Annotated in this window: 23 protein-coding genes and 1 riboswitch; of the genes, 8 read left to right on the forward strand and 15 right to left on the reverse strand. The window is 42.7% G+C overall.

Annotated elements, in window-relative coordinates; translation table 11 throughout:
* Positions 1-56 precede the first annotated feature (56 nt).
* The 12 genes from cls to uvrA all read right to left on the reverse strand — a co-directional run bounded on the left by cls (position 57) and on the right by uvrA (position 14,333).
* Positions 57-1,589, reverse strand: a complete 1,533-nt coding sequence (cls, locus tag ACVBD2_RS09715) for a cardiolipin synthase (protein WP_084975969.1) — start codon at positions 1,587-1,589, stop codon at positions 57-59.
* 193 nt (positions 1,590-1,782) lie between these two features.
* Positions 1,783-2,934: an iron-containing alcohol dehydrogenase gene (locus ACVBD2_RS09720; protein ID WP_461685698.1), complete on the reverse strand. Its 1,152-nt coding sequence runs from the start codon at positions 2,932-2,934 to the stop codon at positions 1,783-1,785.
* 184 nt (positions 2,935-3,118) lie between these two features.
* Entirely contained in the window at positions 3,119-3,574 is a 456-nt protein-coding gene (locus tag ACVBD2_RS09725; protein ID WP_461685699.1) for an SP_0198 family lipoprotein, read from the reverse strand.
* A gap of 90 nt (positions 3,575-3,664) precedes the next feature.
* The gene (locus tag ACVBD2_RS09730) at positions 3,665-4,915 is read right to left on the reverse strand and encodes a bifunctional folylpolyglutamate synthase/dihydrofolate synthase (protein WP_461685700.1); all 1,251 of its coding nucleotides are present in this window, start codon (positions 4,913-4,915) and stop codon (positions 3,665-3,667) included.
* A gap of 205 nt (positions 4,916-5,120) precedes the next feature.
* Positions 5,121-5,426: a DUF1292 domain-containing protein gene (locus ACVBD2_RS09735; protein ID WP_000017624.1), complete on the reverse strand. Its 306-nt coding sequence runs from the start codon at positions 5,424-5,426 to the stop codon at positions 5,121-5,123.
* Positions 5,427-5,441: 15 nt separating this feature from the next.
* Positions 5,442-5,861: a Holliday junction resolvase RuvX gene (ruvX, locus tag ACVBD2_RS09740; RefSeq protein WP_002876031.1), complete on the reverse strand. Its 420-nt coding sequence runs from the start codon at positions 5,859-5,861 to the stop codon at positions 5,442-5,444.
* Between the two features lie 3 nt (positions 5,862-5,864).
* Entirely contained in the window at positions 5,865-6,131 is a 267-nt protein-coding gene (locus ACVBD2_RS09745; RefSeq protein ID WP_000507060.1) for an IreB family regulatory phosphoprotein, read from the reverse strand.
* 87 nt (positions 6,132-6,218) lie between these two features.
* On the reverse strand, positions 6,219-6,788 hold the full coding sequence (locus ACVBD2_RS09750; protein WP_125425002.1) for an SP0191 family lipoprotein: 570 nt from the start codon (positions 6,786-6,788) through the stop codon (positions 6,219-6,221).
* Positions 6,789-6,851: 63 nt separating this feature from the next.
* The gene (gene spx / locus ACVBD2_RS09755; protein WP_000591165.1) at positions 6,852-7,250 is read right to left on the reverse strand and encodes a transcriptional regulator Spx; all 399 of its coding nucleotides are present in this window, start codon (positions 7,248-7,250) and stop codon (positions 6,852-6,854) included.
* 134 nt (positions 7,251-7,384) lie between these two features.
* Positions 7,385-10,045: a magnesium-translocating P-type ATPase gene (gene mgtA, locus ACVBD2_RS09760; protein ID WP_461685701.1), complete on the reverse strand. Its 2,661-nt coding sequence runs from the start codon at positions 10,043-10,045 to the stop codon at positions 7,385-7,387.
* Positions 10,046-10,240: 195 nt separating this feature from the next.
* Positions 10,241-10,392, reverse strand: a riboswitch (M-box (ykoK) riboswitch).
* A gap of 55 nt (positions 10,393-10,447) precedes the next feature.
* On the reverse strand, positions 10,448-11,509 hold the full coding sequence (locus ACVBD2_RS09765; protein WP_461685702.1) for a M24 family metallopeptidase: 1,062 nt from the start codon (positions 11,507-11,509) through the stop codon (positions 10,448-10,450).
* Positions 11,502-14,333 (reverse strand): excinuclease ABC subunit UvrA, encoded by a 2,832-nt coding sequence (gene uvrA / locus ACVBD2_RS09770; RefSeq protein WP_461685703.1) that lies wholly within the window; start codon positions 14,331-14,333, stop codon positions 11,502-11,504. The genes ACVBD2_RS09765 and uvrA overlap by 8 nt, the downstream gene beginning before the upstream one ends.
* 136 nt (positions 14,334-14,469) lie before the next feature.
* On the opposite strand from uvrA, the gene ACVBD2_RS09775 reads away from it, so the two are divergent.
* From ACVBD2_RS09775 to ACVBD2_RS09795, 5 genes are all read left to right on the forward strand, one after another.
* Positions 14,470-15,414 (forward strand): magnesium transporter CorA family protein, encoded by a 945-nt coding sequence (locus ACVBD2_RS09775; protein WP_461685704.1) that lies wholly within the window; start codon positions 14,470-14,472, stop codon positions 15,412-15,414.
* A gap of 11 nt (positions 15,415-15,425) precedes the next feature.
* Positions 15,426-16,103, forward strand: coding sequence for a DUF1129 domain-containing protein (locus ACVBD2_RS09780; RefSeq protein WP_125837381.1), 678 nt, complete (start codon positions 15,426-15,428; stop codon positions 16,101-16,103).
* A 15-nt stretch (positions 16,104-16,118) separates the two neighbouring features.
* Entirely contained in the window at positions 16,119-16,466 is a 348-nt protein-coding gene (locus ACVBD2_RS09785; RefSeq protein WP_125837383.1) for a TfoX/Sxy family protein, read from the forward strand.
* Between the two features lie 274 nt (positions 16,467-16,740).
* Complete coding sequence (locus ACVBD2_RS09790; RefSeq protein WP_125837385.1) at positions 16,741-17,775, forward strand: S66 family peptidase; 1,035 nt, start codon at positions 16,741-16,743, stop codon at positions 17,773-17,775.
* A 105-nt stretch (positions 17,776-17,880) separates the two neighbouring features.
* Positions 17,881-18,144, forward strand: a complete 264-nt coding sequence (locus tag ACVBD2_RS09795) for a SemiSWEET family transporter (protein WP_000166112.1) — start codon at positions 17,881-17,883, stop codon at positions 18,142-18,144.
* An 82-nt stretch (positions 18,145-18,226) separates the two neighbouring features.
* Here the strand turns inward: ACVBD2_RS09795 and ACVBD2_RS09800 are convergent, their stop codons facing one another.
* Together ACVBD2_RS09800 and ruvA are read right to left on the reverse strand one after the other, a co-directional pair.
* Entirely contained in the window at positions 18,227-18,790 is a 564-nt protein-coding gene (locus ACVBD2_RS09800; protein ID WP_084971934.1) for a DNA-3-methyladenine glycosylase I, read from the reverse strand.
* Between the two features lie 9 nt (positions 18,791-18,799).
* A complete protein-coding gene (gene ruvA / locus ACVBD2_RS09805; protein ID WP_461685705.1) occupies positions 18,800-19,390 on the reverse strand; it encodes a Holliday junction branch migration protein RuvA in 591 nt (196 codons plus the stop codon).
* A gap of 158 nt (positions 19,391-19,548) precedes the next feature.
* Between ruvA and ACVBD2_RS09810 the strand changes: the two genes are divergently transcribed.
* Complete coding sequence (locus ACVBD2_RS09810) at positions 19,549-20,046, forward strand: helix-turn-helix domain-containing protein (RefSeq protein WP_461685706.1); 498 nt, start codon at positions 19,549-19,551, stop codon at positions 20,044-20,046.
* Positions 20,047-20,196: 150 nt separating this feature from the next.
* Here the strand turns inward: ACVBD2_RS09810 and mutL are convergent, their stop codons facing one another.
* A complete protein-coding gene (gene mutL, locus ACVBD2_RS09815; RefSeq protein ID WP_461685707.1) occupies positions 20,197-22,146 on the reverse strand; it encodes a DNA mismatch repair endonuclease MutL in 1,950 nt (649 codons plus the stop codon).
* A 208-nt stretch (positions 22,147-22,354) separates the two neighbouring features.
* On the opposite strand from mutL, the gene ACVBD2_RS09820 reads away from it, so the two are divergent.
* A complete protein-coding gene (locus tag ACVBD2_RS09820; RefSeq protein ID WP_461685708.1) occupies positions 22,355-22,795 on the forward strand; it encodes a LytTR family DNA-binding domain-containing protein in 441 nt (146 codons plus the stop codon).
* A complete protein-coding gene (locus tag ACVBD2_RS09825; protein WP_461685709.1) occupies positions 22,792-23,250 on the forward strand; it encodes a DUF3021 domain-containing protein in 459 nt (152 codons plus the stop codon). Before ACVBD2_RS09820 ends, ACVBD2_RS09825 begins: the two co-directional genes overlap by 4 nt.
* The last annotated feature ends 34 nt before the right edge of the window (positions 23,251-23,284 follow it).

Below are 23,284 nucleotides of genomic sequence, written 5' to 3' on the forward strand. Positions count from 1 at the left end.
CTATTCGCAAAAAGACAAAAATAAGATCCAGCCTTGGGCCAGATCTTGGTTGGTAGTTAGAGCATGGGCGCAAACAACTGGACAATTTCCTTGATTAAGCTTTGATACCAGCTTGTTTTGATGGTGTGGGGATAAATTTCTTGAGAAACTTTAAAAATCTCTTCGAAGTCCCTCTCAATATCGATGATAGACTGTGTTCTATAAAGTAAAACGGCATTTTCATAGTGGTGAAGCAAGCTACGATAATCAAAATTGATGGTCCCCACAGTTGCCGCCTCTCCATCGACAAGCATTTGCTTGCTATGAAGAAATCCTGGACTGTACTCGTAAATACGAACTCCAGCAGATAGCAAGTCTGGATAGGCTCCCCGAGTAACTAACTGAATAACCTCCTTATCTGGGATACATGGCGTCACAATTCGCACATCTACTCCTCTCAGAGCTGCATTTTTGATACTCTCGGTTAGATCATAGTCGGTAATCAGATAAGGGGTCGTGATATAGACATAGTCTGTAGCTTGATTGATAAGGTTTTGATAGACCGTTTTTCCAACTTGGGCTCGGTAGATAGGCTTTGGCCCACTACTGTAAGGAATGCAAAGCCCCATCCCATCTCTAGGTTGATTTTCGAGATGGTATTGGTCAAAATCACTAATTTCCCCACGGTTGATATACCAAGTGGATAAGAAGAGTCTGGTAAAAGCCTTTACTGCTGGACCATCCAATCGAATACCGCTATCCTTCCAGTAACCAAAACGTTCGATATGGTTGATATACTCATCTGCCAGATTAACACCACCTGTATAGGCGATCTGCCCATCGATAATCATGATTTTACGGTGATCACGGTTGTTATAAGCAACGGTCAAGCGTGGAATCACCTTGTTAAATTTGTGTGCTTCAATCCCTCGACCACGAAGCTGGATGGTATAATCTCCAGGCAAGGTTGCCATACAACCAATATCATCATAGAGGAGCTTCACTTCTACTCCTTGAGCTGCCTTTTCTTCCAAAATCTCTAAAATACTATTCCACATCAAACCTTCTTCAATGATATAGTATTCGAGAAAGATAAACTTCTCCGCTTTTTTGAGATCCTCCAACATCTGGCGCCACATGCTTTCCCCTGAAGGGAAGAAATGGGTATCTGTTCGATTATAGACATCCGCATTCGTATCCATGCTAAGGAGAGATTTGATGACTCCGTAAGCCGACTTATCCTCTTCCTTTAACTCCAAACGTAGGGCTCTGCTATTGTCCTCTCGGTCAACCATTGATTGGAGTTGCTTTAGCTGTTTCATTTCTTTTTTAGATAAACGGCGTTCTCCAAACATGATATAGAGCAATGGCCCAAACACTGGCACAAAGGCTACTAACAGCCATGTTACCTTACTCTCAGGATTCATGGACCGATTGACAATTGATACAATGGTCGCTAAGCTCACTAAAATGACTAGGATAATCCAGATAATTGGAGCCATTTGCCCTAGATAGAGAAATAAACCAAAGACGATAAACAACTCTGCCAACATGATGGTAATACTAAAACCATATTTGGACATGAGTAGCTGCATTTTTCTAGCTGTCATACATCCCCTTCCTTTTCTAACATTCTCCTTCACCGATTGATAAACTAATGTTTCTACTAGTATACCTCAGTTCAGGGGTAGATGGCAACCGTTTACCTTTTTATATTTTTAACTAAGATATTAAGAGACTTAAAAAGAACTACCAAAATGATAGTCCTTTCCAGCATTATTTAGCTTCTTTTCACTTTATGAATTAGAAGAGTTCTTTGTAGAGAGCAATTGTTTCTTCCAAGGTTGGCATAAATGGATTGCCTGGCGCACATGCATCAATCAAAGCATTCTTAGAAAGGTAGTCAAAGTCAAAGTCTTTTTCGTCGATACCTAGTTCAGTGAGTTTCTTAGGAATACCAACGGTTTCAGATAGTTTTTCAATTTCAGCAATAGCATAGTCAGCACATTCTTGGTCTGTTTTCCCTTCAACATGGAGACCCAAAGCCTTGGCTACATTGCGGAAAGCTTCTGGTACACGTTTGGCATTTTCACGTTCTACAACTGGGAGAAGCATGGCACAGCAGACACCATGCGGCAAGTTATATACCGCACCGAGTTGGTGAGCCATAGAATGAACATAGCCCAAACCAGCATTGTTAAAGCTCATACCACCGAGGAAGATGGCATTGACCATCGCCTCACGCGCTTCAATATCTTGTCCGTTAGCCACAGCACGAGGAAGATACTCTTTGATGAGTTCAATAGCTCCGATAGAGAGTTTCTTGGTCACATTATAAGCACCTGGTGTTACCAAGGCTTCGACAGCATGGGTAAGAGCATCCATACCTGTCGCTGCTGTCAATCCTTTCGGTTTTGAAAGCATGAGTTCTGGATCATTGACAGAGATAAGGGCGAGGCTGTTCTTATCAACCATTACCATCTTGACCTTGCGTTCTTCGTCAGTAATGACATAGTTAATGGTGATTTCTGCAGAAGTTCCAGCTGTTGTATTGATCGCAACCACTGGCAACCCTTTTTTAGCAGACTTGTGAAGACCTTCGTAGTCCTGTGGTTTTCCACCATTTGTAGCGATGATAGAAATACAACTAGCCGCATCCTGAGGAGATCCTCCCCCAAGACTGATGATAAAGTCACATCCATGCTCTTTCAGGGCAGCCACTCCGTCTGTGACGTTCTTGCAAGTCGGATTTGGCTCCACATCGCTAAAAATCACATATTCGATCCCTTCAGCATCTAGTGGTTTTAGAACCTTAGGTAAAATATCGCTTCCTTCGATGAACTTGTCTGTCACCAAAAGGGCCTTCTTATACCCCAGTTCCTTGATATACGGACCTACTTCATTTACAACGCCTTTACCAATAAGGTTAACTGATGGAACGTAAAATGTAGCCATATGCTTTTCCTCCTGCGCCTCTGCGCTATTTGATTATTTACCATAAGTATACGACCTTATAAGAAGTTTTACAAATGTTTGTAAGCGTTTTAAGTAAGAAGTTAGTAAAGAACAGCCCGCCACTTTTTCAAGAAAAAAGCTCCAAAAAGATAGCTTTCATCTCATTGGAACTTTTACTTAATCATTATTGCTTAGTTAATACCACTCGGTCAGATGCCTCTCGGTCCATATCGTCGATAATCAATTGATTACCATTAACCGCGTAAATTTTGACATCATCACCGATAATGACACGTTGATTTTCTGGCTCAAAGCTGACTTGCTTGATTTCCTTATCTCCATCTGGCTCGACCTCAGTCCATGTACCAGTTTTACCTGTTACAATAAGAGTGATTTGGTCATTCTCATCTTTTCCAGTATAGGTACCATCGATGTTCGTAGGTTGAGCAACAGTAGTGTCCTGACTTGAGGATGCCTGTGGTTGACTAGCACTTGTCGCAGCGCTAGAAGATGATTCTTGTTGAGAAGATGATTGCTGTGCAGATTGCTGGGTAGGGGCTTGTACCTTAGGTCCACAAGCTGCTAAAAGACTAAGAATTGCTAGGGAAGCAATAGAAAGTGTGAATGTTTTCGTTTTCATAGCGATTTCCTTTCTTTTGTGCCAATGTTTTGCTGGAATCGTTTCCAGATATACCTCCTACCTACAATATAGCAACATAAACCTAGAAGGTCAACTAATCTCGTCGCTTCCTAGCAAACTCGCTCGCACTTCCGAGATAAAGTAGAGGGAGCCCGTCACGAAAAGCAAGTCCTGGTCGTTGGCTCTTTCTTCAAATTCGCTGATAAAATCGCCATAGGAAGGAATCAAATCGTAACCCGCCACATCCTTCTCATCCAAAGAGCCTTGGTAGTCAAAACCTGTTACCTTAAGTTCCACCTGAGGCAACTGCTCAGATAGATAGCCTAACATTCCTTGATAATCCTTGCGTTTAAGGGCACCAAAAAGAATGCGAACTTGATAGCCTTGCTGGATTTCCCCTTGGATAAACTCGACCAGACGGGTTAAGGCTGGAAGATTGTGAGCCCCGTCTAGGTAGATATGCGGACGAATCCGTTCCAATCGACCGGCCCAGTGGGTCTCTTTCAAGGCCTGTCTGACAAGCTCTTCTTCGACTTTTTCCTCTCTTAACGCCATAAACAGAAGAAAGGTTTGTAAAGCCAAGGCGGCATTTTCTTGTTGATAAGCACCTTCCAAACCGATTTTAAGCTGTGAAAAGCTTTCTAGCTTACTTGAGAAATTTCCAGCTTTCAAAGCGAAGTCTTGTCCAGCTTGATAAAGATCTACGTCTAACTCTCTCGCTTTACTTTGGCAGACAAGCTCCGCTTCTGGAGCAAGCTTGGCAATGACCGCCTTCTTGCCAGCCTTGAAAATACCAGCTTTCTGCTCGGCTATTTCTTCCAGACTATCGCCCAAGGTCTCCTGATGATCTAGCCCAATGGAAGTAATAACTGCAATCTCTCCTGTTACGACATTAGTGGTGTCAAGTAGACCACCAATCCCCACTTCTAGAAGAACTAGATCCACGTCCTGCTCTTTAAAGTAAAGCAAAGCAATCAAGGTCAACAACTCAAAGAAAGACAAGTGGTCATGTGTTTCTAAGAGAGTTTTTTCCATCTCCTTGACTTGGTTAGCTATACGGACAAAATCTTCACCAGCGATTGGTTGCCCATTAATACAGATTCGATCATGGATGCTGATGATATGAGGAGAGGTAAAAGTACCAACTTTTTTACCATGAGTTGCAAATAACTCCCTCATAAAGGCGATAGTTGACCCCTTACCGTTAGTCCCTGTTACGTGGATAATAGGATAAGTCTTCTCAGGATTTCCCAGCAAATCCACAGCTCGCTGCATTCGTCCAAGACCAGATCTAAAGTTTAAACCAATCCGACTATGGAGCCATTCTTCTACTTCAAACATACATGTCTCCTTACAAAAGTACAATCAACTACTGCATCAAAGTATGATTGCAAATAAAAAGCGAGGTCGGGACTAAAATCCCGACCTCTTACCTGGTTAGCTAATCACTAGCTACTATGAATTTCAACGTGGGCTAAAAACGCCCCCCGGAATTACTTACGGTCTTTATTTTTAGCGTAAGGGTAAAAATGTTCACTGAACATTTTTACTCCTCCATAAAGCTGTTGAAGACTTCTTCAATCATGTTCCATTCGTCTTCTGAGTCTTCTGGGATTGGTTGCAATTCGCCTTCTGTTCCGTCTTCATTTTCGATGAATGAGTAAGCTTGGATTTCAACTTCACCATTTTCATCTTCTTCTGCGTTAACTGGCACTAGCAGAACATAGTTTTTACCAAATTCTTCTTTCCCATCAATCGTCAAAAGAATTTCAAACAAGGTTTCATTTCCTTGCTCATCTACTAGTGTAATCAATTCACGTTCTTCGTGGTCATGGTTGTGATCGTGTGACATAGTTTCTCCTCTGTCTTAAAATTTTCTATCTAAATAATTTTGCAAAATCAGCTGAGCAGCCAACTTATCAATAACTTTCTTGCGTTTATTGCGACTGATATCTGCTTGTTCAATCAACATACGTTCTGCAGCGACTGTCGTCAAACGCTCATCTTGATAGTCTACTGGCAAACCAAAGAGTTCTTCTAATTTGGCACCATAGGCTTGACTGGCTTCTACTCGCGGACCGCTGGTATTGTTCATGTTTTTAGGCAGACCTACTACAAAGCGTTCCACCTTATAGCTGTCAACCAATTCCTTGATACGGTCAAAGCCAAACTGACCCTGATCCTCATTGATTTGGATGATTTCAAGTCCTTGAGCAGTGAATCCTAGTGGGTCGCTAATGGCCACGCCTACCGTTTTTGAACCAACGTCCAATCCCATAATTCTCATAGATTATAGATCGACTCCTTGTCCTTTAAGGTAGTAGCGCACCAATTCTTCAACAATTTCATCACGCTCATACTTACGGATTTGATTTCGTGCATTGTTGTAACGAGGAACGTAGGCAGGGTCTCCACTCAATACATAACCGACGATTTGATTTATCGGATTATAACCCTTTTCATTCAGAGAAGCATAGACATCTGTCAACGTTTCACTGATTTCCTTCTTGTTGGAATCATCCAATTTAAAACGTACAGTTTCTTCAGTAAATCCCATTCTAACACCCTCTTTCCTTAGAATAGTACTATTATAGCATATTTCCTTACGTTCTACAATTAAGTCAATCCATTTATTTGGATTTTCTTACTGTTCTGTCGCACCATTTGCCACTCTGTCTGCGATATATTGGCTTGGTTCATTTTTCAAAAGAGTCTCTAAGCCAAGATTTTTCAAATAATCTGTCTGTGACGCCTTTTTGACATCCAAGACTTGTAAATCATAGGTCGTTGTGGTCTGGATTTCAGTCTCACTGAGCAGTTTGGTTTCAAGTGTAAAACCTGCCAATTTGCGCGCTTCCTGAAGCATTTCATCCTTTTCTTCTGCTTCTAAAAGAGCTTTTTGAGTTTCTTCAAGACCGTGGTCAGCGATAAAGGATTTCAATTCCTCACTTAAGGGCCGTATCTGCCGAATAACCAATTTTAGAAATTGTTTCCCTTTATAGGTAATGGTTTGCGTTTGCTTGACGCCATCTCCTGACTCAGGGAAAATCAAAGTCTTGGTCACAACCGTATTCTTTTCCGCATTTTCCAAAACGGGCAGAGTAGACTGGAGTGTTTCGGATTCATGTTTTGAACTGGATGTCGTTTCCTTCTTTTGGCTACATCCTGCAAGTAGCAGGAGGAGAGTAGCTGCGCCAATTACTATTTTTTTCATAATTCCTCACATAATTTTTTGATAAAAAATGAACAAGGCTAGGAGATACCCCAGCCTCGATGTTTATAGAGCTGCACGCAAACGTGCTTCTGCATTTTCTACATTACGGACAGAGCGTGGTAAAAAGGCACGGATATCATCTTCTTTGTAACCGACCTGCAAACGCTTCTCGTCAACTAGAATAGGACTTTTTAAGATCCGTGGTGTTTCCATGATTAAGTTGAGTACTTCATTCACACTCAAATCTTCGATGTCAACTCCTAAAGCTTTCGCATAGCGGTTTTTTGATGATACAATGCTGGCAATTCCATTATCTGTCTTTGTCAGAATATCAAGTAGTTCTTCTCTCGTAATCCCTTCTTTACCAAGGTTTTGTTCTTTATAACTTAACTGGTGTGCGTTGAGCCAAGTCTTCGCTTTCTTACAGCTTGTGCAACTGGAGACGGTATAAATCTTAATCATGTGCCTACCCCTTTCGCTACATGTTACTATCAGTTTAATCTATTATACCATAAAAAACATCCGACTTGCGACCTATTTTTAAAAAAATTTAACTTTTTTAGCGATTTTCGTACTTTTTTCTTGACAAAATCAATTTATAGCCAAATTTTAAATTTTTTGATATAGATTCGTTTCACAACTGTAACACTTATCATATAGAGAACGATAATCAAAAGCAAAAAGAGGAAATAAATTGGTTCCAAAGGGGTTAAATGAAGCAGGCTAGCAATTGAAGAGTAGGGAAGGAAGGTCACAAAACTAGCTGCTAGCAAGGTTGTTCCAAGAACAAACCATGACGGACGGCTTTGTAAGAAGGGGAGTTTTGCTGAACGAAGCATATGGATGACCATGGTTTGGGACCACATGGATTCAATGAACCAACCTGTCTGGAACAGGATGATAAAGCCCGTTGCAGACTCTGCTCCGTGAACATAGGCTTGACCTGTCGCCATTGGGACAATGACAAAATAGAGCAAGATAAAGGTCAAAATATCAAAGGCAGACGAAATCGGACCCATCCAAATCATAAAGCGAGTAATAGACTTGGCTTCCCACTTATGAGGATGTTTCAAAAAGTCTTCATCCACATTATCAAATGGCAAGGCAATGCAAGAAAGGTCGTAGACGAGGTTTAACACAATCAAGTGAATCGGAGCCATAGGGAGGAAAGGTAAAAAGATACCAGACACTAAGAGTGACAGAATATTCCCGAAATTAGAGCTGACCGTCATCTTGATATATTTGGTCATGTTGGCATAGACTTTGCGTCCTTCTACCAGCCCTTTTTCAAGCACCATCAAATCCTTATCTAGCAAAATGACATCAGCCGTTTCTTTGGCAATATCTACTGCTGTATCAACAGAAATCCCCACATCGGCTACTTTCATAGAAGGGGCATCATTGATCCCATCTCCCATATAGCCGACACAATGTCCATTAGATTTGATTTGTAAAATGATTCGTGCTTTTTGATCCGGAGAGAGTTTGGCAAAGACCGTCACCTTCTCAACGGCTTGGGCCAACTTTTCGTCCGTCATAGCATCAATATCAGAACCCAACAAGATTTGATCAACGTCTAAACCAACTTTTTCGCATACTGCTTGGGTTACCTTCTCATTATCCCCAGTCAAGATCTTGGTTTGAACACCGTGTTCTAACAAAGCTTGGATAGCAGGTGCTGCAGATGGTTTTGGTGGATCTAGAAAGGCAAGATAGCCTGTTAGAATCATCTCTTTTTCATCTTCAACGGAGTAAGCAAAACCTTCTTTTAGGCCTGTTTTATAGGCAACTCCCAAGACTCGCAATCCCTGTTGATTAAGTTGATCTACTTCTTTTAAGATTTCCACTCGGATATCATCCGTCAAAGGACTAATCTGACCTTGATATTCCACATGGGTTGAAATCGCAAGCATTTCCTCTAGAGCACCCTTGGTTACCAAACTAACAACTTCGTTCTCATCCTTGACGATGACACTCATCCGTCTGCGTTCAAAATCAAAGGGCAATTCATCTATTTTTTGGAAGCTAGTATCCAAATTTTGTAGAATAGCGTGTTCTTTAGCTTCTTTTTCAGTTCTACTGATGATGGCACGGTCCATCAAGTTCTTCAAACCGGTTTGAAAATAGGAATTGAGATAAGCCCGTCTCAACACAGACAAATCCAAATCTCCATGTATATCCAAAGGATATTCCAGGACAATTTCGTCTTGGGTAAGGGTTCCGGTTTTATCCGTGCATAGGATATCAATAGCACCTAAATCTTGTATGGCATTGAGTTTCTTGATAACCACTTTTTCCTTGGCCATGATAATGGAGCCTTTTGCTAGACTGGCCGTGATGATCATAGGAAGCATCTCAGGTGTCAATCCAACACCAACACTCAAGGCAAATACGCCAGCCTCTAACCAATCTCCATCCGTCAAACCGTTAGAAAGAAATACGATAGGGACCATAACTAACATCAAACGAATTAAGAGCCAGGAGATGCTGTTCATTTCCCGTTCAAAAGAGGTCGGTTCGTCATAGGTATTGAGAGTCTGCTCGATTTCTCCCATCATGGTGTCATCACCGACCGCTAGAATCAAAGCCTTAGCGCTTCCTGATATCACATTGGTTCCCATAAAAGCGAGCGCTTCTGCTTCTAGCAGACTATCAAAATTTGACTGACTCATTTTTGACAAGGCTAGTTTTTCAACCGAGTCACTTTCACCTGTCAAACCAGACTGTTGAACAAAGAAATCACGTGATTCAATTAAAATGAGGTCTGCTGGAATCATGTCCCCAGCACTTAATTTGACTATATCTCCAACGACCAAATCTTCAATTGCGACCTCTAAACTCTGGTCTTCGCGAATAACTGTGGCTGTGTTCACAATCATTTTTGATAGATTGGTCGCAGCCTTGTCACTCCGTAATTCTTGGACAAAGCGTATGCCACCAGAGATTAGAACGAGAACAACGATGATGATAGAAGTCGTCGGATCTTCTTGTCCAGGCTTCGCCAACCAGACATTGGTCACCATGGAAATCATAGCGATGACAAGAAGGATGATTGTAAATGGATTGATAATAGATTCGTAAATCTTTTTGAGGATACTGTCTTCTTGACCCTTTGTGATGGTGTTTTCGCCATATAGGTCACGATTTTTTTCCACCTGCTCCTCAGTCAAGCCTGTTAGACTTGTCTTATAAAAAGATAGAGTTTCGTTTAAAGGTGTGTGAATAGCTGTTGCTAATCTTTCTTTTGTAGTTTTCATTGGTTTCTCCTATCTGTATGAATGATGTGTTTCATACACAGAGACCAATCACTTTATAAGGGCAGAACGACACAAATCAGCGATTGGCTGTGTATGTGCGGTTCTGGATGATCGTCAATTTGCATCGTCTGTCTCCTTTCCTTGTTCTAAAACAGTAGAAAATCCCACCATAAAATGGCAGGATTAAAAAACTAATTATCTGTTTTTTCGTTCAAGCTTTAACTCCATAGGGCAATGAAATGAGCTTAGTCTTGGCCTTCGCGACCAGGACTGTTGACCAACGAGTAGTGTCTCCACTGCTTTGCGGTAGTCATCCGTATCCCTATGGTAGCCTCACCTACCGTTTTCGTCTTTCAGTATAAACCTTTAAAATATAAAAGTCAATGATTTATCATAATTTTCTTAAATAACAATTAATTCTTTTGGAGCTAGAGTCAACAATTCGCAACCTGTCTCCGTAATCAAGATATCATCCTCAATACGAACCCCGTATTTGCCTTCGATATAGATACCCGGCTCGTCTGTCAAGGTCATTCCTGCCTTAATCGTATCAGTAGAAGTTTGGCTAAAGTAAGGTTCTTCATGGATATCAAGTCCGATACCATGTCCGATACCATGTGTAAAGTAGTCACCATAGCCTGCCTCGATGATAATATCACGAGGAATTTTGTCAAAGTCGCGGAAGCTAAGACCAGCCTTGGCTTGGTCAATCAAGGCTTGATTGGCTTTTAGGACAGTATTATAAATCTCTTCCTGCTCGTCACTGACATGTCCTAGATAGATGGTCCGTGTCATATCGCTGACATAATGGTCGTAGAGACATCCGAAGTCCATGGTAATAGCTTCTCCCAGCTCTACGGGTTTATGCATGGGGTGGGCATGGGGTTTAGAAGAGTTGATACCACTCGCTAAAATGGTATCAAAAGACAAGCCTGCCGCTCCTAGCTCACGCATGCGGAAATCAAGGAAATTGGCAATCTCAATCTCTGTCTTTCCAGGCTTGATAAAGTCAAGGGCATCACGGAAAGCTTGGTCTGAGATGGAACAAGCCTTGCGAATAGTTGCAATCTCTTTCTCATCCTTAATCATACGAAGCGTTTCGACAAACTGAGTCTGAGGAAGCAAATCAATTCCCGCAAAAGCTGCCTGCATACGGTGGTAATAAGAAACCGAAATCTCGTCTTCAAAACCGATCCGAGATAAACCCATATCCTTAACAATGCCTGCAATGACAGCCAATTCATCACGGTCAGCCACAATCTCAAAACCTGTCACTTCTTGCTTAGCTGCAATGATATAGCGAGAGTCTGTCACCAAGACCTGACGGTCACGGCTGATAAAGACTGTTCCATTTGAGCCCCAAAATCCTGTCAAATAGTAGACGTTTTTTAGGTTGTTGATGATGATGCCATCTAGTTCTTTTTCTTGCATTTTAGCTAGAAATGCTTGCACGCGTTTATTCATGATGTAACTTTCCTTTCAAATAGTGCCCTGTGTAGCTGGCTTCATTGGCCGCTACTTCTTCTGGAGTTCCTGTTGCGATGATGGTTCCACCACCGACACCGCCCTCAGGTCCCAAGTCGATGATATGGTCTGCAGTCTTGATAACATCCAGATTGTGCTCGATGACGAGGACTGTATTTCCATCGTCAACAAAGCGAGCCAAGACTTTAAGCAAGCGAGCGATGTCCTCGGTATGAAGCCCTGTCGTCGGCTCATCCAGAATGTAGAAAGATTTTCCTGTCGAGCGTTTGTGGAGCTCACTAGCCAACTTCATACGCTGAGCTTCTCCTCCAGAAAGGGTGGTAGCCGGTTGACCTAACGTTACATAGCCCAGCCCTACATCCTTGATGGTCTGGAGTTTGCGTTGAATCTTAGGAATGTGTTGGAAAAATTCAACTGCATCGTTGACAGTCATATCCAAGACTTGCGAGATGTTTTTTTCTTTGTAGTGAACTTCTAGGGTCTCGCTGTTGTAGCGGGTACCGTGGCAGACTTCACAAGCCACGTATACATCTGGCAAGAAGTGCATCTCAATCTTGATAATCCCGTCACCTGAGCAGGCTTCGCAACGACCACCCTTGACGTTGAAACTGAAACGGCCCTTCTTGTAGCCTCGAATCTTGGCCTCATTTGTCTGGGCAAAGAGGTCACGTATATCATCAAAAACTCCCGTATAGGTGGCAGGGTTAGACCTTGGCGTTCTTCCGATAGGGCTCTGGTCAATGTCAATCAAGCGGTCTACATACTCAATCCCTGTGATAGTTTTAAACTTACCAGGCTTGTCTGAGTTGCGATTGAGTTTTTGAGCAATGGCTTTTTTGAGGATACTGTTGATCAAGGTCGATTTCCCTGAACCTGACACACCTGTCACTGCGATGAATTTCCCTAATGGGAAGCGAGCGGTGATATTTTGCAAGTTATTCTCACGCGCACCTGTCACTTCGATAAAACGACCATTTCCAACACGTCGCTCGTCTGGTACTGGAATCGCACGTTTTCCTGACAAATACTGACCTGTTATGGACTTGCTGTTACGAGCCACCTGCTTGGGCGTTCCTGCAGCAACAATCTCCCCACCAAAAACACCAGCACCCGGACCAACGTCAATTAGATAATCCGCCTCACGCATGGTATCTTCGTCATGTTCTACCACGATGAGAGTATTGCCCAAGTCACGCATCTTTTTCAAGCTAGCAATTAAACGGTCATTATCCCTCTGGTGAAGACCAATCGACGGCTCATCCAGGATATAAAGGACACCTGATAGGTTGGACCCAATCTGAGTCGCCAAGCGAATACGCTGACTCTCCCCACCTGAAAGGGTTCCTGCCGAACGCGACAGCGTCAAATAGTTAAGACCTACGTTATTGAGGAAGGTCAAGCGATCCTTGATTTCCTTGAGAATAGGACGGGCGATGATGGCTTCATTTTCAGACAAGGTCAACTGACTCACCAACTCCAAGTGGTCTGCGATAGACAGGTCTGAGATTTCACCGATATGTGGCCCTTGCTCACCACCCACACGGACAGACAAGGCCTGGTCATTGAGACGGTAGCCGTGGCAAGTTCCGCAGGTTAGCTCATTCATGTAGAGACGCATCTGGGTGCGTGTGTAATCACTGTTAGTCTCATGGTAACGACGCTTGATATTATTGACAACCCCCTCAAAAGGAATGTCAATGTCGCGCACACCGCCAAATTCATTTTCATAATGGAAATGGAATTCCTTGCCATCAGAACCATAGAGAATCAAGTTCTTATCTTCTTCTGACAAGTCCTCAAAGGGCTTATCCACATCCACTCCAAAGGCTGTCATGGCCTGCTCTAGCATATTTGGATAGTAGTTAGACGAGATAGGATTCCAAGGTGCCAGCGCCCCCTCACGTAAGGTTTTGCTAGAGTCTGGCACTACCAAGTCAGTATCAACCTCCAGCTTGATGCCCAAACCGTCACACTCACTACAAGAGCCAAAAGGAGCATTAAAGGAGAAGAGACGAGGCTCTAACTCTGGTACGGTAAAACCACAAACCGGGCAGGCATAATGCTCAGAGAAGAGCAACTCAGAATCGTCCATAGTGTCGATAATCACATAGCCTTCTGCGATACGAAGGGCAGCCTCGATTGAGTCAAAAAGTCGGCTACGGATGCCCTCCTTGATGACAATACGGTCAACCACGACATCGATATTGTGTTGCTTGCTCTTGGACAGCTCTGGAACTTCGGTCACATCATAGACCTCCCCATCCACTCGGACACGGACATAACCGTCTTTCTGAACCTTTTCAATGACGCTCTTATGTTGCCCTTTTTTCTTACGAATGACTGGGGCCAAGATTTGCAGACGTTGGCGTTCTGGCAATTCTAAGACCTTATCCACGATTTGCTCTACAGAAGAAGCCTTGATAGCCCCGTGCCCGTTGATACAGTAAGGCGTCCCCACACGTGCGTAGAGGAGACGCAGATAATCATTGATTTCAGTCGTTGTTCCAACGGTCGAACGAGGGTTTTTACTAGTCGTTTTCTGGTCGATGGAAATAGCTGGGCTAAGACCATCAATGGCATCTACATCTGGTTTTTCCATGTTGCCCAAAAACTGGCGAGCGTAGGCTGAGAGACTCTCTACATAGCGACGTTGGCCCTCCGCATAGAGGGTATCAAAAGCTAGACTGGATTTCCCTGAACCTGACAAGCCGGTCACAACAACCAGCTTGTCTCGAGGAATCTCCACATCAATATTTTTTAAATTATGGGCACGTGCCCCATGAATCACAATTTTATCTTGCATCTTTGTTCTTTCTAGTCCATTATTGCTTTCCATTATACCAAAAAATATGAAATTCTATTACCCAAAAAGCTGTTTTTGTAGTATAATAGTACGGTGCAAAAAATCAAACACTGAATAGTAGGAAAGGACAGGGGACATGAAACAAGTTTTTCTCTCAACCACAACTGAATTTAAAGAGATAGACACGCTTGAACCGGGCACTTGGATCAACCTCGTCAATCCTACACAAAATGAATCGTTGGAGATTGCTAATGCCTTTAATATTGACATTGCCGACCTTCGAGCACCGCTTGATGCGGAAGAAATGTCCCGTATTACCATCGAAGATGAATACACTTTGATTATCGTAGACGTTCCAGTCACAGAAGAGAGAAACAACCGCACCTATTACGTAACGATTCCGCTAGGGATTATCATCACCGAGGAAACCATTATCACTACTTGTTTGGAATCCCTCCCTGTTCTTGATGTCTTTATCAATCGTAGGTTGCGTAATTTCTATACCTTCATGCGATCACGCTTTATCTTTCAACTCCTTTATCGCAATGCCGAACTTTATCTAACTGCCCTTCGTTCCATTGATCGCAAGAGCGAACAAATCGAAAGCCAACTGCATAAATCCACTCGAAATGAAGAATTGATTGAACTAATGGAATTGGAAAAGACCATCGTCTATTTCAAGGCCTCACTAAAAACAAACGAGCGCGTGATCAAGAAATTGACCAGCGCAACCAGCAATATCAAAAAATACTTAGAGGACGAGGACATACTCGAAGATACCCTGATTGAAACCCAACAGGCCATCGAGATGGCAGATATCTATGGAAACGTCCTTCACTCTATGACAGAGACCTTTGCCTCTATCATTTCCAACAACCAGAACAACATCATGAAAACTCTAGCTCTCGTGACCATCGTCATGTCTATCCCAACTATGATTTTCTCAGCCTACGGGATGAACTTTAAGGATAATGAAATCCCTCTGAACGGTGAGCCACACGCCTTCTGGTTAATCGTCTTTATCGCCTTTGCTATGAGTGTCTCGCTCACTCTCTATCTCATCCATAAAAAATGGTTCTAAGAGGAGTCCCTATGTCTCAGATTGATTTACAAAAATTAACCAAGAAAAACCAAGAGTTTATCCACATCGCTACCCAACAATTTATCAAAGATGGCAAAACAGACGCTGAAATCAAGACTATCTTTGAGGAAGTTATTCCTAAAATCCTTGAAGAACAAGCCAAAGGAACGACAGCTCGTTCCCTCTATGGCGCTCCAACCCACTGGGCTCACAGTTTTACCGTCAAAGAACAGTACGAAAAAGAGCATCCTAAGGAAAATGACGATCCAAAACTCATGATTATGGACTCAGCTCTTTTTATCACCAGTCTCTTTGCACTGGTTAGCGCTCTGACCAACTTTTTCTCTACAGACCAGGCTATTGGCTATGGTTTGATTACCCTCTTGTTGGTTGGACTTGTAGGAGGACTTGCCTTCTACTTGATGTACTACTTTGTCTACCAGTATTATGGACCAGACGCAGATCGTAGCCAACGTCCTCCATTCTGGAAATCAATCCTCGTCATCCTAGCTTCGATGGTCCTTTGGTTGGTTGTCTTCTTTGCAACAAGCTTCCTACCGGCCAGCCTCAATCCAGTCCTTGCTCCATTGCCTTTGGCTATCCTAGGAGCGGCTCTTCTCGCCCTTCGCTTCTATCTCAAGAAACGTTTCAACATCCGAAGTGCAAGCGCGGGCCCATCACGTTACTAAGAAAAGTGAAAAGCTATGGCATATAGTCAATCTTTAGCTCAGGAGATTCGAAAAATTCTAGCACTCAAACTTCCTCCCCAAATTTTCGAAGAAGAGCTAGAAGAAAAGAAACTGTTTGGTGGCCTGGCCTTTATGATTCGTGGGAAAATGGTCCTTACAGTCAGTTCCAGAAAGGACGAGCTGGTTATGGTGAGAATTGGCAAAGAAATGGAAAAGCAAGTTCTACCCCGAACAGGAGCTCATACTACATTGATGAGAGGGCGACCTTATCATGGCTATATAGACCTAGATATAGAAGGTCAAAAAGAACTGCCTTACTGGATTGATTTAGCCCTCTCCTATAATCAAGAGTTGACCAAGTAACTCATATCTAGTGAGATTAGTGATTAGAAAAACGAAAAGCAACTGCACAGGTGGTTGCTTTTTCACTTGCTTTCTTGAGGTTCAATAGTACTTCTGACTCTAATTCCTATAGTTTTCTCTCATCTTTTGTGATAGAATAGGCTCATACTCAATGAAAATCAAAGAGCAAACTAGGAAGCTAGCCGCAGGCTGTACTTGAGTACGGCAAGGCAAAGCTGACGTGGTTTGAATTTGATTTTCGAAGAGTATCAATCTATTTCTAGGAGGATGAGATATGGTTTCTACTATTGGTATTGTTAGTTTGTCTAGTGGTGTTATCGGAGAGGATTTTGTCAAACACGAAGTCGATTTGGGTCTCCAACGTCTCAAGGATTTGGGACTCAATCCTGTCTTTTTGCCCCATTCGCTAAAGGGCTTGGACTTTATCAAGGACCATCCTGAAGCACGTGCAGAGGATTTGATGCAGGCCTTTTCGGATGATAGCATCGACATGATCCTATGCGCCATCGGTGGGGATGATACTTATCGTTTGCTACCTTATCTTTTTGAAAACGATCAGCTTCAAAAGGTTATCAAGCCAAAGATTTTTCTTGGCTTCTCGGATACAACCATGAACCACCTTATGTTGCATAAACTAGGGGTCAAGACTTTTTACGGGCAATCCTTTCTAGCAGACATTTGTGAATTAGACAAGGAGATGTTACCCTATAGCTTCCGCTACTTTAAAGAATTGATTGAGACTGGAAGAATCTCAGAAATCCGTCCTAGCGACGTTTGGTATGAGGAACGGACTGATTTTAGTCCCAAGGCCCTAGGAACAGCTCGTATCAGTCATGTAAATACAGGTTTTGACTTGTTACAAGGAAATGCTCAGTTTGAGGGAGAAATTCTCGGCGGTTGTCTTGAATCTCTCTATGATATCTTTGACAACTCTCGATACGCAGACAGCACGGAGCTCTGCCAAAAGTACAAACTCTTCCCTGACTTATCCGACTGGGAAGAAAAGATTCTCTTGCTAGAAACAAGCGAAGAAAAGCCTGAGCCGGAAAACTTCAAAAAGATGTTGCAGGCTTTGAAAGAAACTGGGGTATTTGAGGTCATCAGTGGACTCTTGGTCGGAAAGCCAATGGATGAAACCTTCTATGACGACTATAAGGAAGCACTATTGGATATCATTGATAACAATATCCCGATTGTCTATAATCTGAATGTCGGTCACGCAACTCCAAGAGCCATTGTCCCCTTTGGCGTTCACGCTTATGTGGATGCACAGGACCAAGTCATTCGCTTTGACCATAACAAAAAATAAACAATTTCTCTATTTTTGTGCTTTGGTATTGATTTTCGTTACAATTTGTGTCTAAATTTATTGCATTTTGCTTATTTCTATGATATCTTTTTGAAGGAGGTATATATGACTAAACAAAAAATAAATCAAATTGTCGGTTCAATTGGAGCCTTTATCGGGATTATTGTATTTATCGCCTACATCCCACAAATTTTTGCCAATTTACAAGGCAACAAAGCTCAACCATTCCAGCCTTTATCCGCAGCAGTATCTTGTTTAATTTGGGTTATTTACGGGTGGACAAAAGAACCTAAGAAGGATTGGATACTAATTATTCCAAACTCAGCTGGCGTTGTCTTAGGTGGACTGACATTTCTCACTGCACTATAAAAATTACTAGCATATAATCAAAAAGCTGAGAGGAATTTCTCAGCTTTTTCTATATTCTCAGATAGTTAGACGCTTGGACTCACTAACTTCCGCTTTTCCACTCACAATCATTCTCATGGTCATCAACCAGACCTGCAGCCTGAAGAAAAGACAAAACTGCAACGGGGCCTGTAAACTTGAAGCCTCGTTTTTTGAGATCTTGAGATAACTTTTCAGATAAGGCTGTTTTAGCAGGTGCTAGGTGATAGTCAGGAACATCATTGATGATGGTTTTCCCCTCAACAAAGGACCAGAGATAAGCGTCAAAAGAGTCAAAGGTTTTCTGGATTTGTAAAAATGCTTGGGCGTTGGCACGCGTCGCAAAGAGCTTGGCACGATTTCGGATAATGGCTGGATTCTCTAACAAGGCTTCCAACTCCTCATCTGTCATCTCAGAGATACGATGTGCTTGGTAGTTGTAAAAGACTTCTCGGAATCCTTGACGTTTGTTTAGTACCGTTTCCCAAGACAGACCAGCCTGATAAGTCTCCATACAGAGCAGTTCAAAAAGAGCGCGGTCGTCATGAAGGGGTTGGCCCCACTCTTCATCATGGTAGGCTACATATAATGGATTGGTCATCTTGACCCACGAACAACGTTTTGGCATATTATTCTCCTATTTCACCAACAACTTAAGAGCTGACTTGATATAGTTCTCAGCTGTATCTGTCGTTCCTTCAAAGAATTTCTTGATTTTCTTGAGCTCCGTCGCCTTGTAGCCCAGTGCCAACATGGCTTCCATGGCTTCTTCCAGTTCTTGGTTTTCAGCGCTGGCTTGCACTGCGACCTTAGGAAGATCATCGCTAGCCACAACCACCTTGCCTTCCAAGTCCAGCACCATCTGCTGGGCTGTTTTCTTGCCAATTTTAGGGAACTTGGTCAAGTAGGTGATGTTCTTAGTTTCAATCGCCTGAACCAAGCCAGCATTGTCATCCGCAGCGATAATAGCAAGAGCTGACACAGGACCAATCCCTGAAACCGAGATCAAACTGAGAAAGAGTTTCTTCTCATCTTCTGAGCGAAAACCGTAGAGCAGATGGGCGTCCTCACGAACAACTTGGTGCACATAAATTTGAGTTTCTTGATTGACCTGACCTGAGTAAGCATAGGGATTGGCCACATGCAGGATATAACCGATACCATTTGCCTCAAGGACGATATATTTGGCAGTGATTTTGGTAATGATTCCTTTTAGATATTCGTACATAATTTTTCTCCATTATTTTGCCTATCTAGTATACCATATTTCCCCAAGACAGACTGCAACAAAAGGTGCAACCTCTGGTTGACAAATAGTACAGGAGATTGTATTCTCATTATAAGTAAAAATTGTTAGGATAGAAGTAGAAAAAGGATGATAGAATAATGAAACTCGCAGAAAAACTATTTGAGCTCAGAAAGGAAAAAGGTTGGTCCCAAGAAAAGCTAGCTGAACAAATCAATGTTTCTCGGCAAAGCATCTCCAAATGGGAGTCTGGACAAGTTCTTCCTGAAATCGAAAAAATCATTGAATTAAGCAAGATTTTTCAAGTGACAACTGACTATCTACTACTAGATGAAAACTCTGAAAAAGCTTCCACAGCAGTGATCTTGGAGGAAGACAAGGACAAATACTATAAAGAGGTTAAATCCTATGGTCTCTGGCAAATGATTTATATTTTCGTCTTGGCTCTGGCTATCTATCTCTTTTTAGCTGGTTCTAGTTTCCCAGCCGAATTCACCGCCTGGATCTGGCTGACCTTCGTTCTCTTGATTGCTTCAGCGATTGCTATCAACAAGGCTCTCAAAACCAAACAACGTTATCTTGATAAAGTGATTGGTCTTGAGAATCCTTCAGACAAAGACAACTCTACAAAATATTGAATCACCTAATTTAGTTTTCGCAATATTTTTATAGGACTATTCTTGTCAAGCAAGTGTAAACCTCGTGTCAAGTTTCCCATGTTCAGTCAAAGTACCTCCTTAGAAAAGCTAAAAAGCCTTGTTCAAAAGGAACAAAGGCTTTTTGTGTTCTTAATATTTCCCCAACTCACGGAGACTGGTATGATTTTCCTGAATACGTCGGAACATCTTTTCCATATCTGACTTGGTAAAATGCACCAAAACGGGACGTCCGTGGGGACAGTTATAGGGATTATCACATTGAGAAAGCTGATAAATAAGCTGTCTGGCTGAGTGGTCATCGATACGATGGTTGGCCTTGATAGACCGCTTGCAGGACATCATGATAGCCAGCTCTGCTCGGTATTTCTTGATCGAAACTTCCTTGGTCAAGAGCAGCATGTCACACATTTCATAGATACCAGACTCGATTTCTTCCTCTGCCATCCAAATTGGATGCTCACGTAGGATAAATTGATTTTCTCCATACTCTGCTAGAAAGACGCCTACTTCCTCCAAAAGTGCCATTCTTTCCTTGAGACGCAGGGCATCATCTGCAGGAAATTCAAAGATGTAGGGCACTAAGAGTTGCTGTTGGCTCTGGTCAACATTGCCGATGCTTTCACGATATTCCTCGTACTTAACCCGTTCCTGAGCCGCGTGCTGGTCTATGATGTAGAGCCCATCTCGCCCTTGGGCAAAAAGATAGGTCCCGTGCATTTGCCCGAAAAACTCCAACTCTGGGAAGCTGGATGATTCTTCTCTCTCCAGCTTGTCATAAGCCTTATCGAGGCTAGCAAGATCTAACTCTGGATGGTCTAGTTGGTCGTAGTTAACAGGCTTTCTCTCTGCAAAATGCAGTTTTGCTGGTCTAGTCAGCTGGTCCAAGGTTTCCTTGGCAAACAAGGTTAAATCTTTCCCTTCCTCAGTTAATTCAACCTGATGATCAGCCACCTCAGCTTGACTAGGTTTTGAGAGTTCTGTTTTTTCATAGTAGAGCGTGTTTTCTTTGAGTGGGAGAATGGTCTGCTCTACCTTTTGACGATTACGCACGGTAGATTTGGCAAGATTTTCCAAGGCATCAGGGATCAGGGCTTGTTCCTTGAGACTATTTGAAATAGCTTCTGAGACTAGCGCCATCAGTTCTTTTTCCTTGGAAATCCGCACTTCTTGTTTGGTTGGATGTACATTGACATCAGCCAGATAAGGATCGATATGGATGTGAATGACAGCCAGTGGAAAACGTCCCACCATAAGTTTACTGCCATAGCCGTCAAGAATAGCACGGTTGAGCAGAAAGTTCTTGATATAACGCCCATTGATGAAGAGGCTGATATAGTTACGGTTGGCTCTGGTTAACTCAGGCAAAGACACAAATCCTGAAATTTCAAAGTCTAGATCCGAGTTCTCAATGGCAATCATCTTCTTAGCACTGGCTAAACCGTAAATCCCTGCGATGGCTTGACGCAGTTGACCAGTCCCTGCTGTCCGCGTCATTTCCTTGCCATCACTGTTCAAACTAAAAGAAATCTCAGGATGGGCCAAGCCCAGACGGTTGACAATATCGATGATATGAGACAATTCCGCTTGCTGGCTCTTCATATACTTGAGGCGGGCAGGCGTGTTGAAAAAGAGATCCTCCACACAAACCTTGGTTCCCACTGGACTAGTCGCTGGAATGACTTCCTCAACTTCTCCCCCACGCGCAACGAGCTTGGTCCCATGACTCGCACCATCCACCGCAGTCAACAGAGTCAAGACACTGACAGAAGCAATAGAAGGCAGGGCTTCACCACGAAAACCAAGCGTCCGAATCCGAAAGAGATCAGCTTGATTTTTTATCTTACTGGTCGCATGGCGACGGAGGGCCAACTCCACCTCATCGTGGGCAATTCCATGGCCATTATCGGTGATTTGGATTTTCTTGAGACCAGCTTCCTCAATCTCAATGATAATCTGACTAGAACCCGCGTCAATGGCGTTTTCTACCAACTCTTTGACCACACTGGCAGGACGCTCAATGACCTCTCCTGCTGCGATTTGGTTTGCCAGCACCTCTGGCAATTCAATAATATGAGACATCTTTCAGCCCCTTTCTGTATCTATTTTCCTAGAAATTGATTAGTGCTATTATACCATATTTCAGATACTATCAGAAAAAGCAAATACCACATAGACTCCAAATCCCGCCGCATAGACAAAAGCTCTTGCCATGGGCCCTAAAATAGTGTTTAATAAGGGTGTACAAGAAGTGATCACAACTTTGTATGAAAAACAAGGAGAGAAATTTATGAAAGTAGAACTACAGATTAAGGAGACTTACAAGGAAGAAAAGCTGATTGTCCAAGCACCTCAAGAAACCAAAAAAGTCCAAAAAGTCATCGAGTTCGCTGAAAATCTTGACCAAAAAGAAACAATCAAAGGAAAGATTGATGATCAGGTCTATCTAGTTAAAATTGGCAAGATTCAGCGCTTCTATATCGAGAATCGGAAGGTTCTAGCAGAAACTGTTTCTCATACCTACAGCATTGATTTGCGACTCTATCAAGTGCTTGAAATTCTACCGACCACTTTTATCCAAATTTCCCAATCTGAAATCGTCAATATCAACTCCATCTCTCATCTCAAACTAACCCCCAACGGCCTGGTTGAAATTTTCTTAAAAAACGAAAGCTTCACCTACTCTTCACGCCGTTACCTAAAAAACATCAAGGAGAAATTAGAACTATGAAAAAACAAATCTTTCACGATGCAGCCGCTGGTGTTCTCATCGGCCTCATCCTCTCTATCCTCTTTTCACTCATGTATGCACCAAATACCTATGCCCCACTGAGTCCCGAGTCTCTGATCGGACAAGTGATGGTGCAACATCAGGTTCACGGTGCCTTGGTCTTGCTCTACTGTATGATCATCTGGTCAGCTATCGGCGTTCTCTTTAGCTTTGGCAGTCGCTTATTCAGCCGTGACTGGAGCCTTCTCCGTGCCACACTTTCCCATTTCTTCCTCATGCTGGCTGGCTTTGTCCCACTAGCAACTCTGGCTGGTTGGTTCCCTTTCCACTGGACCTTCTATCTCCAGCTCATTCCAGAGTTTGCGATTGTCTACCTCATCATCTGGGCTATTCTCTATAAAAGAGAGGCAAAAAAAGTAGACCATATCAATCAACTCTTGGCCCATAAAAAGTAATAGAGAAAAACCCACTCACAAAAATGTGAGTGGG

The organism is Streptococcus sp. KHUD_018 (assembly GCF_054861215.1).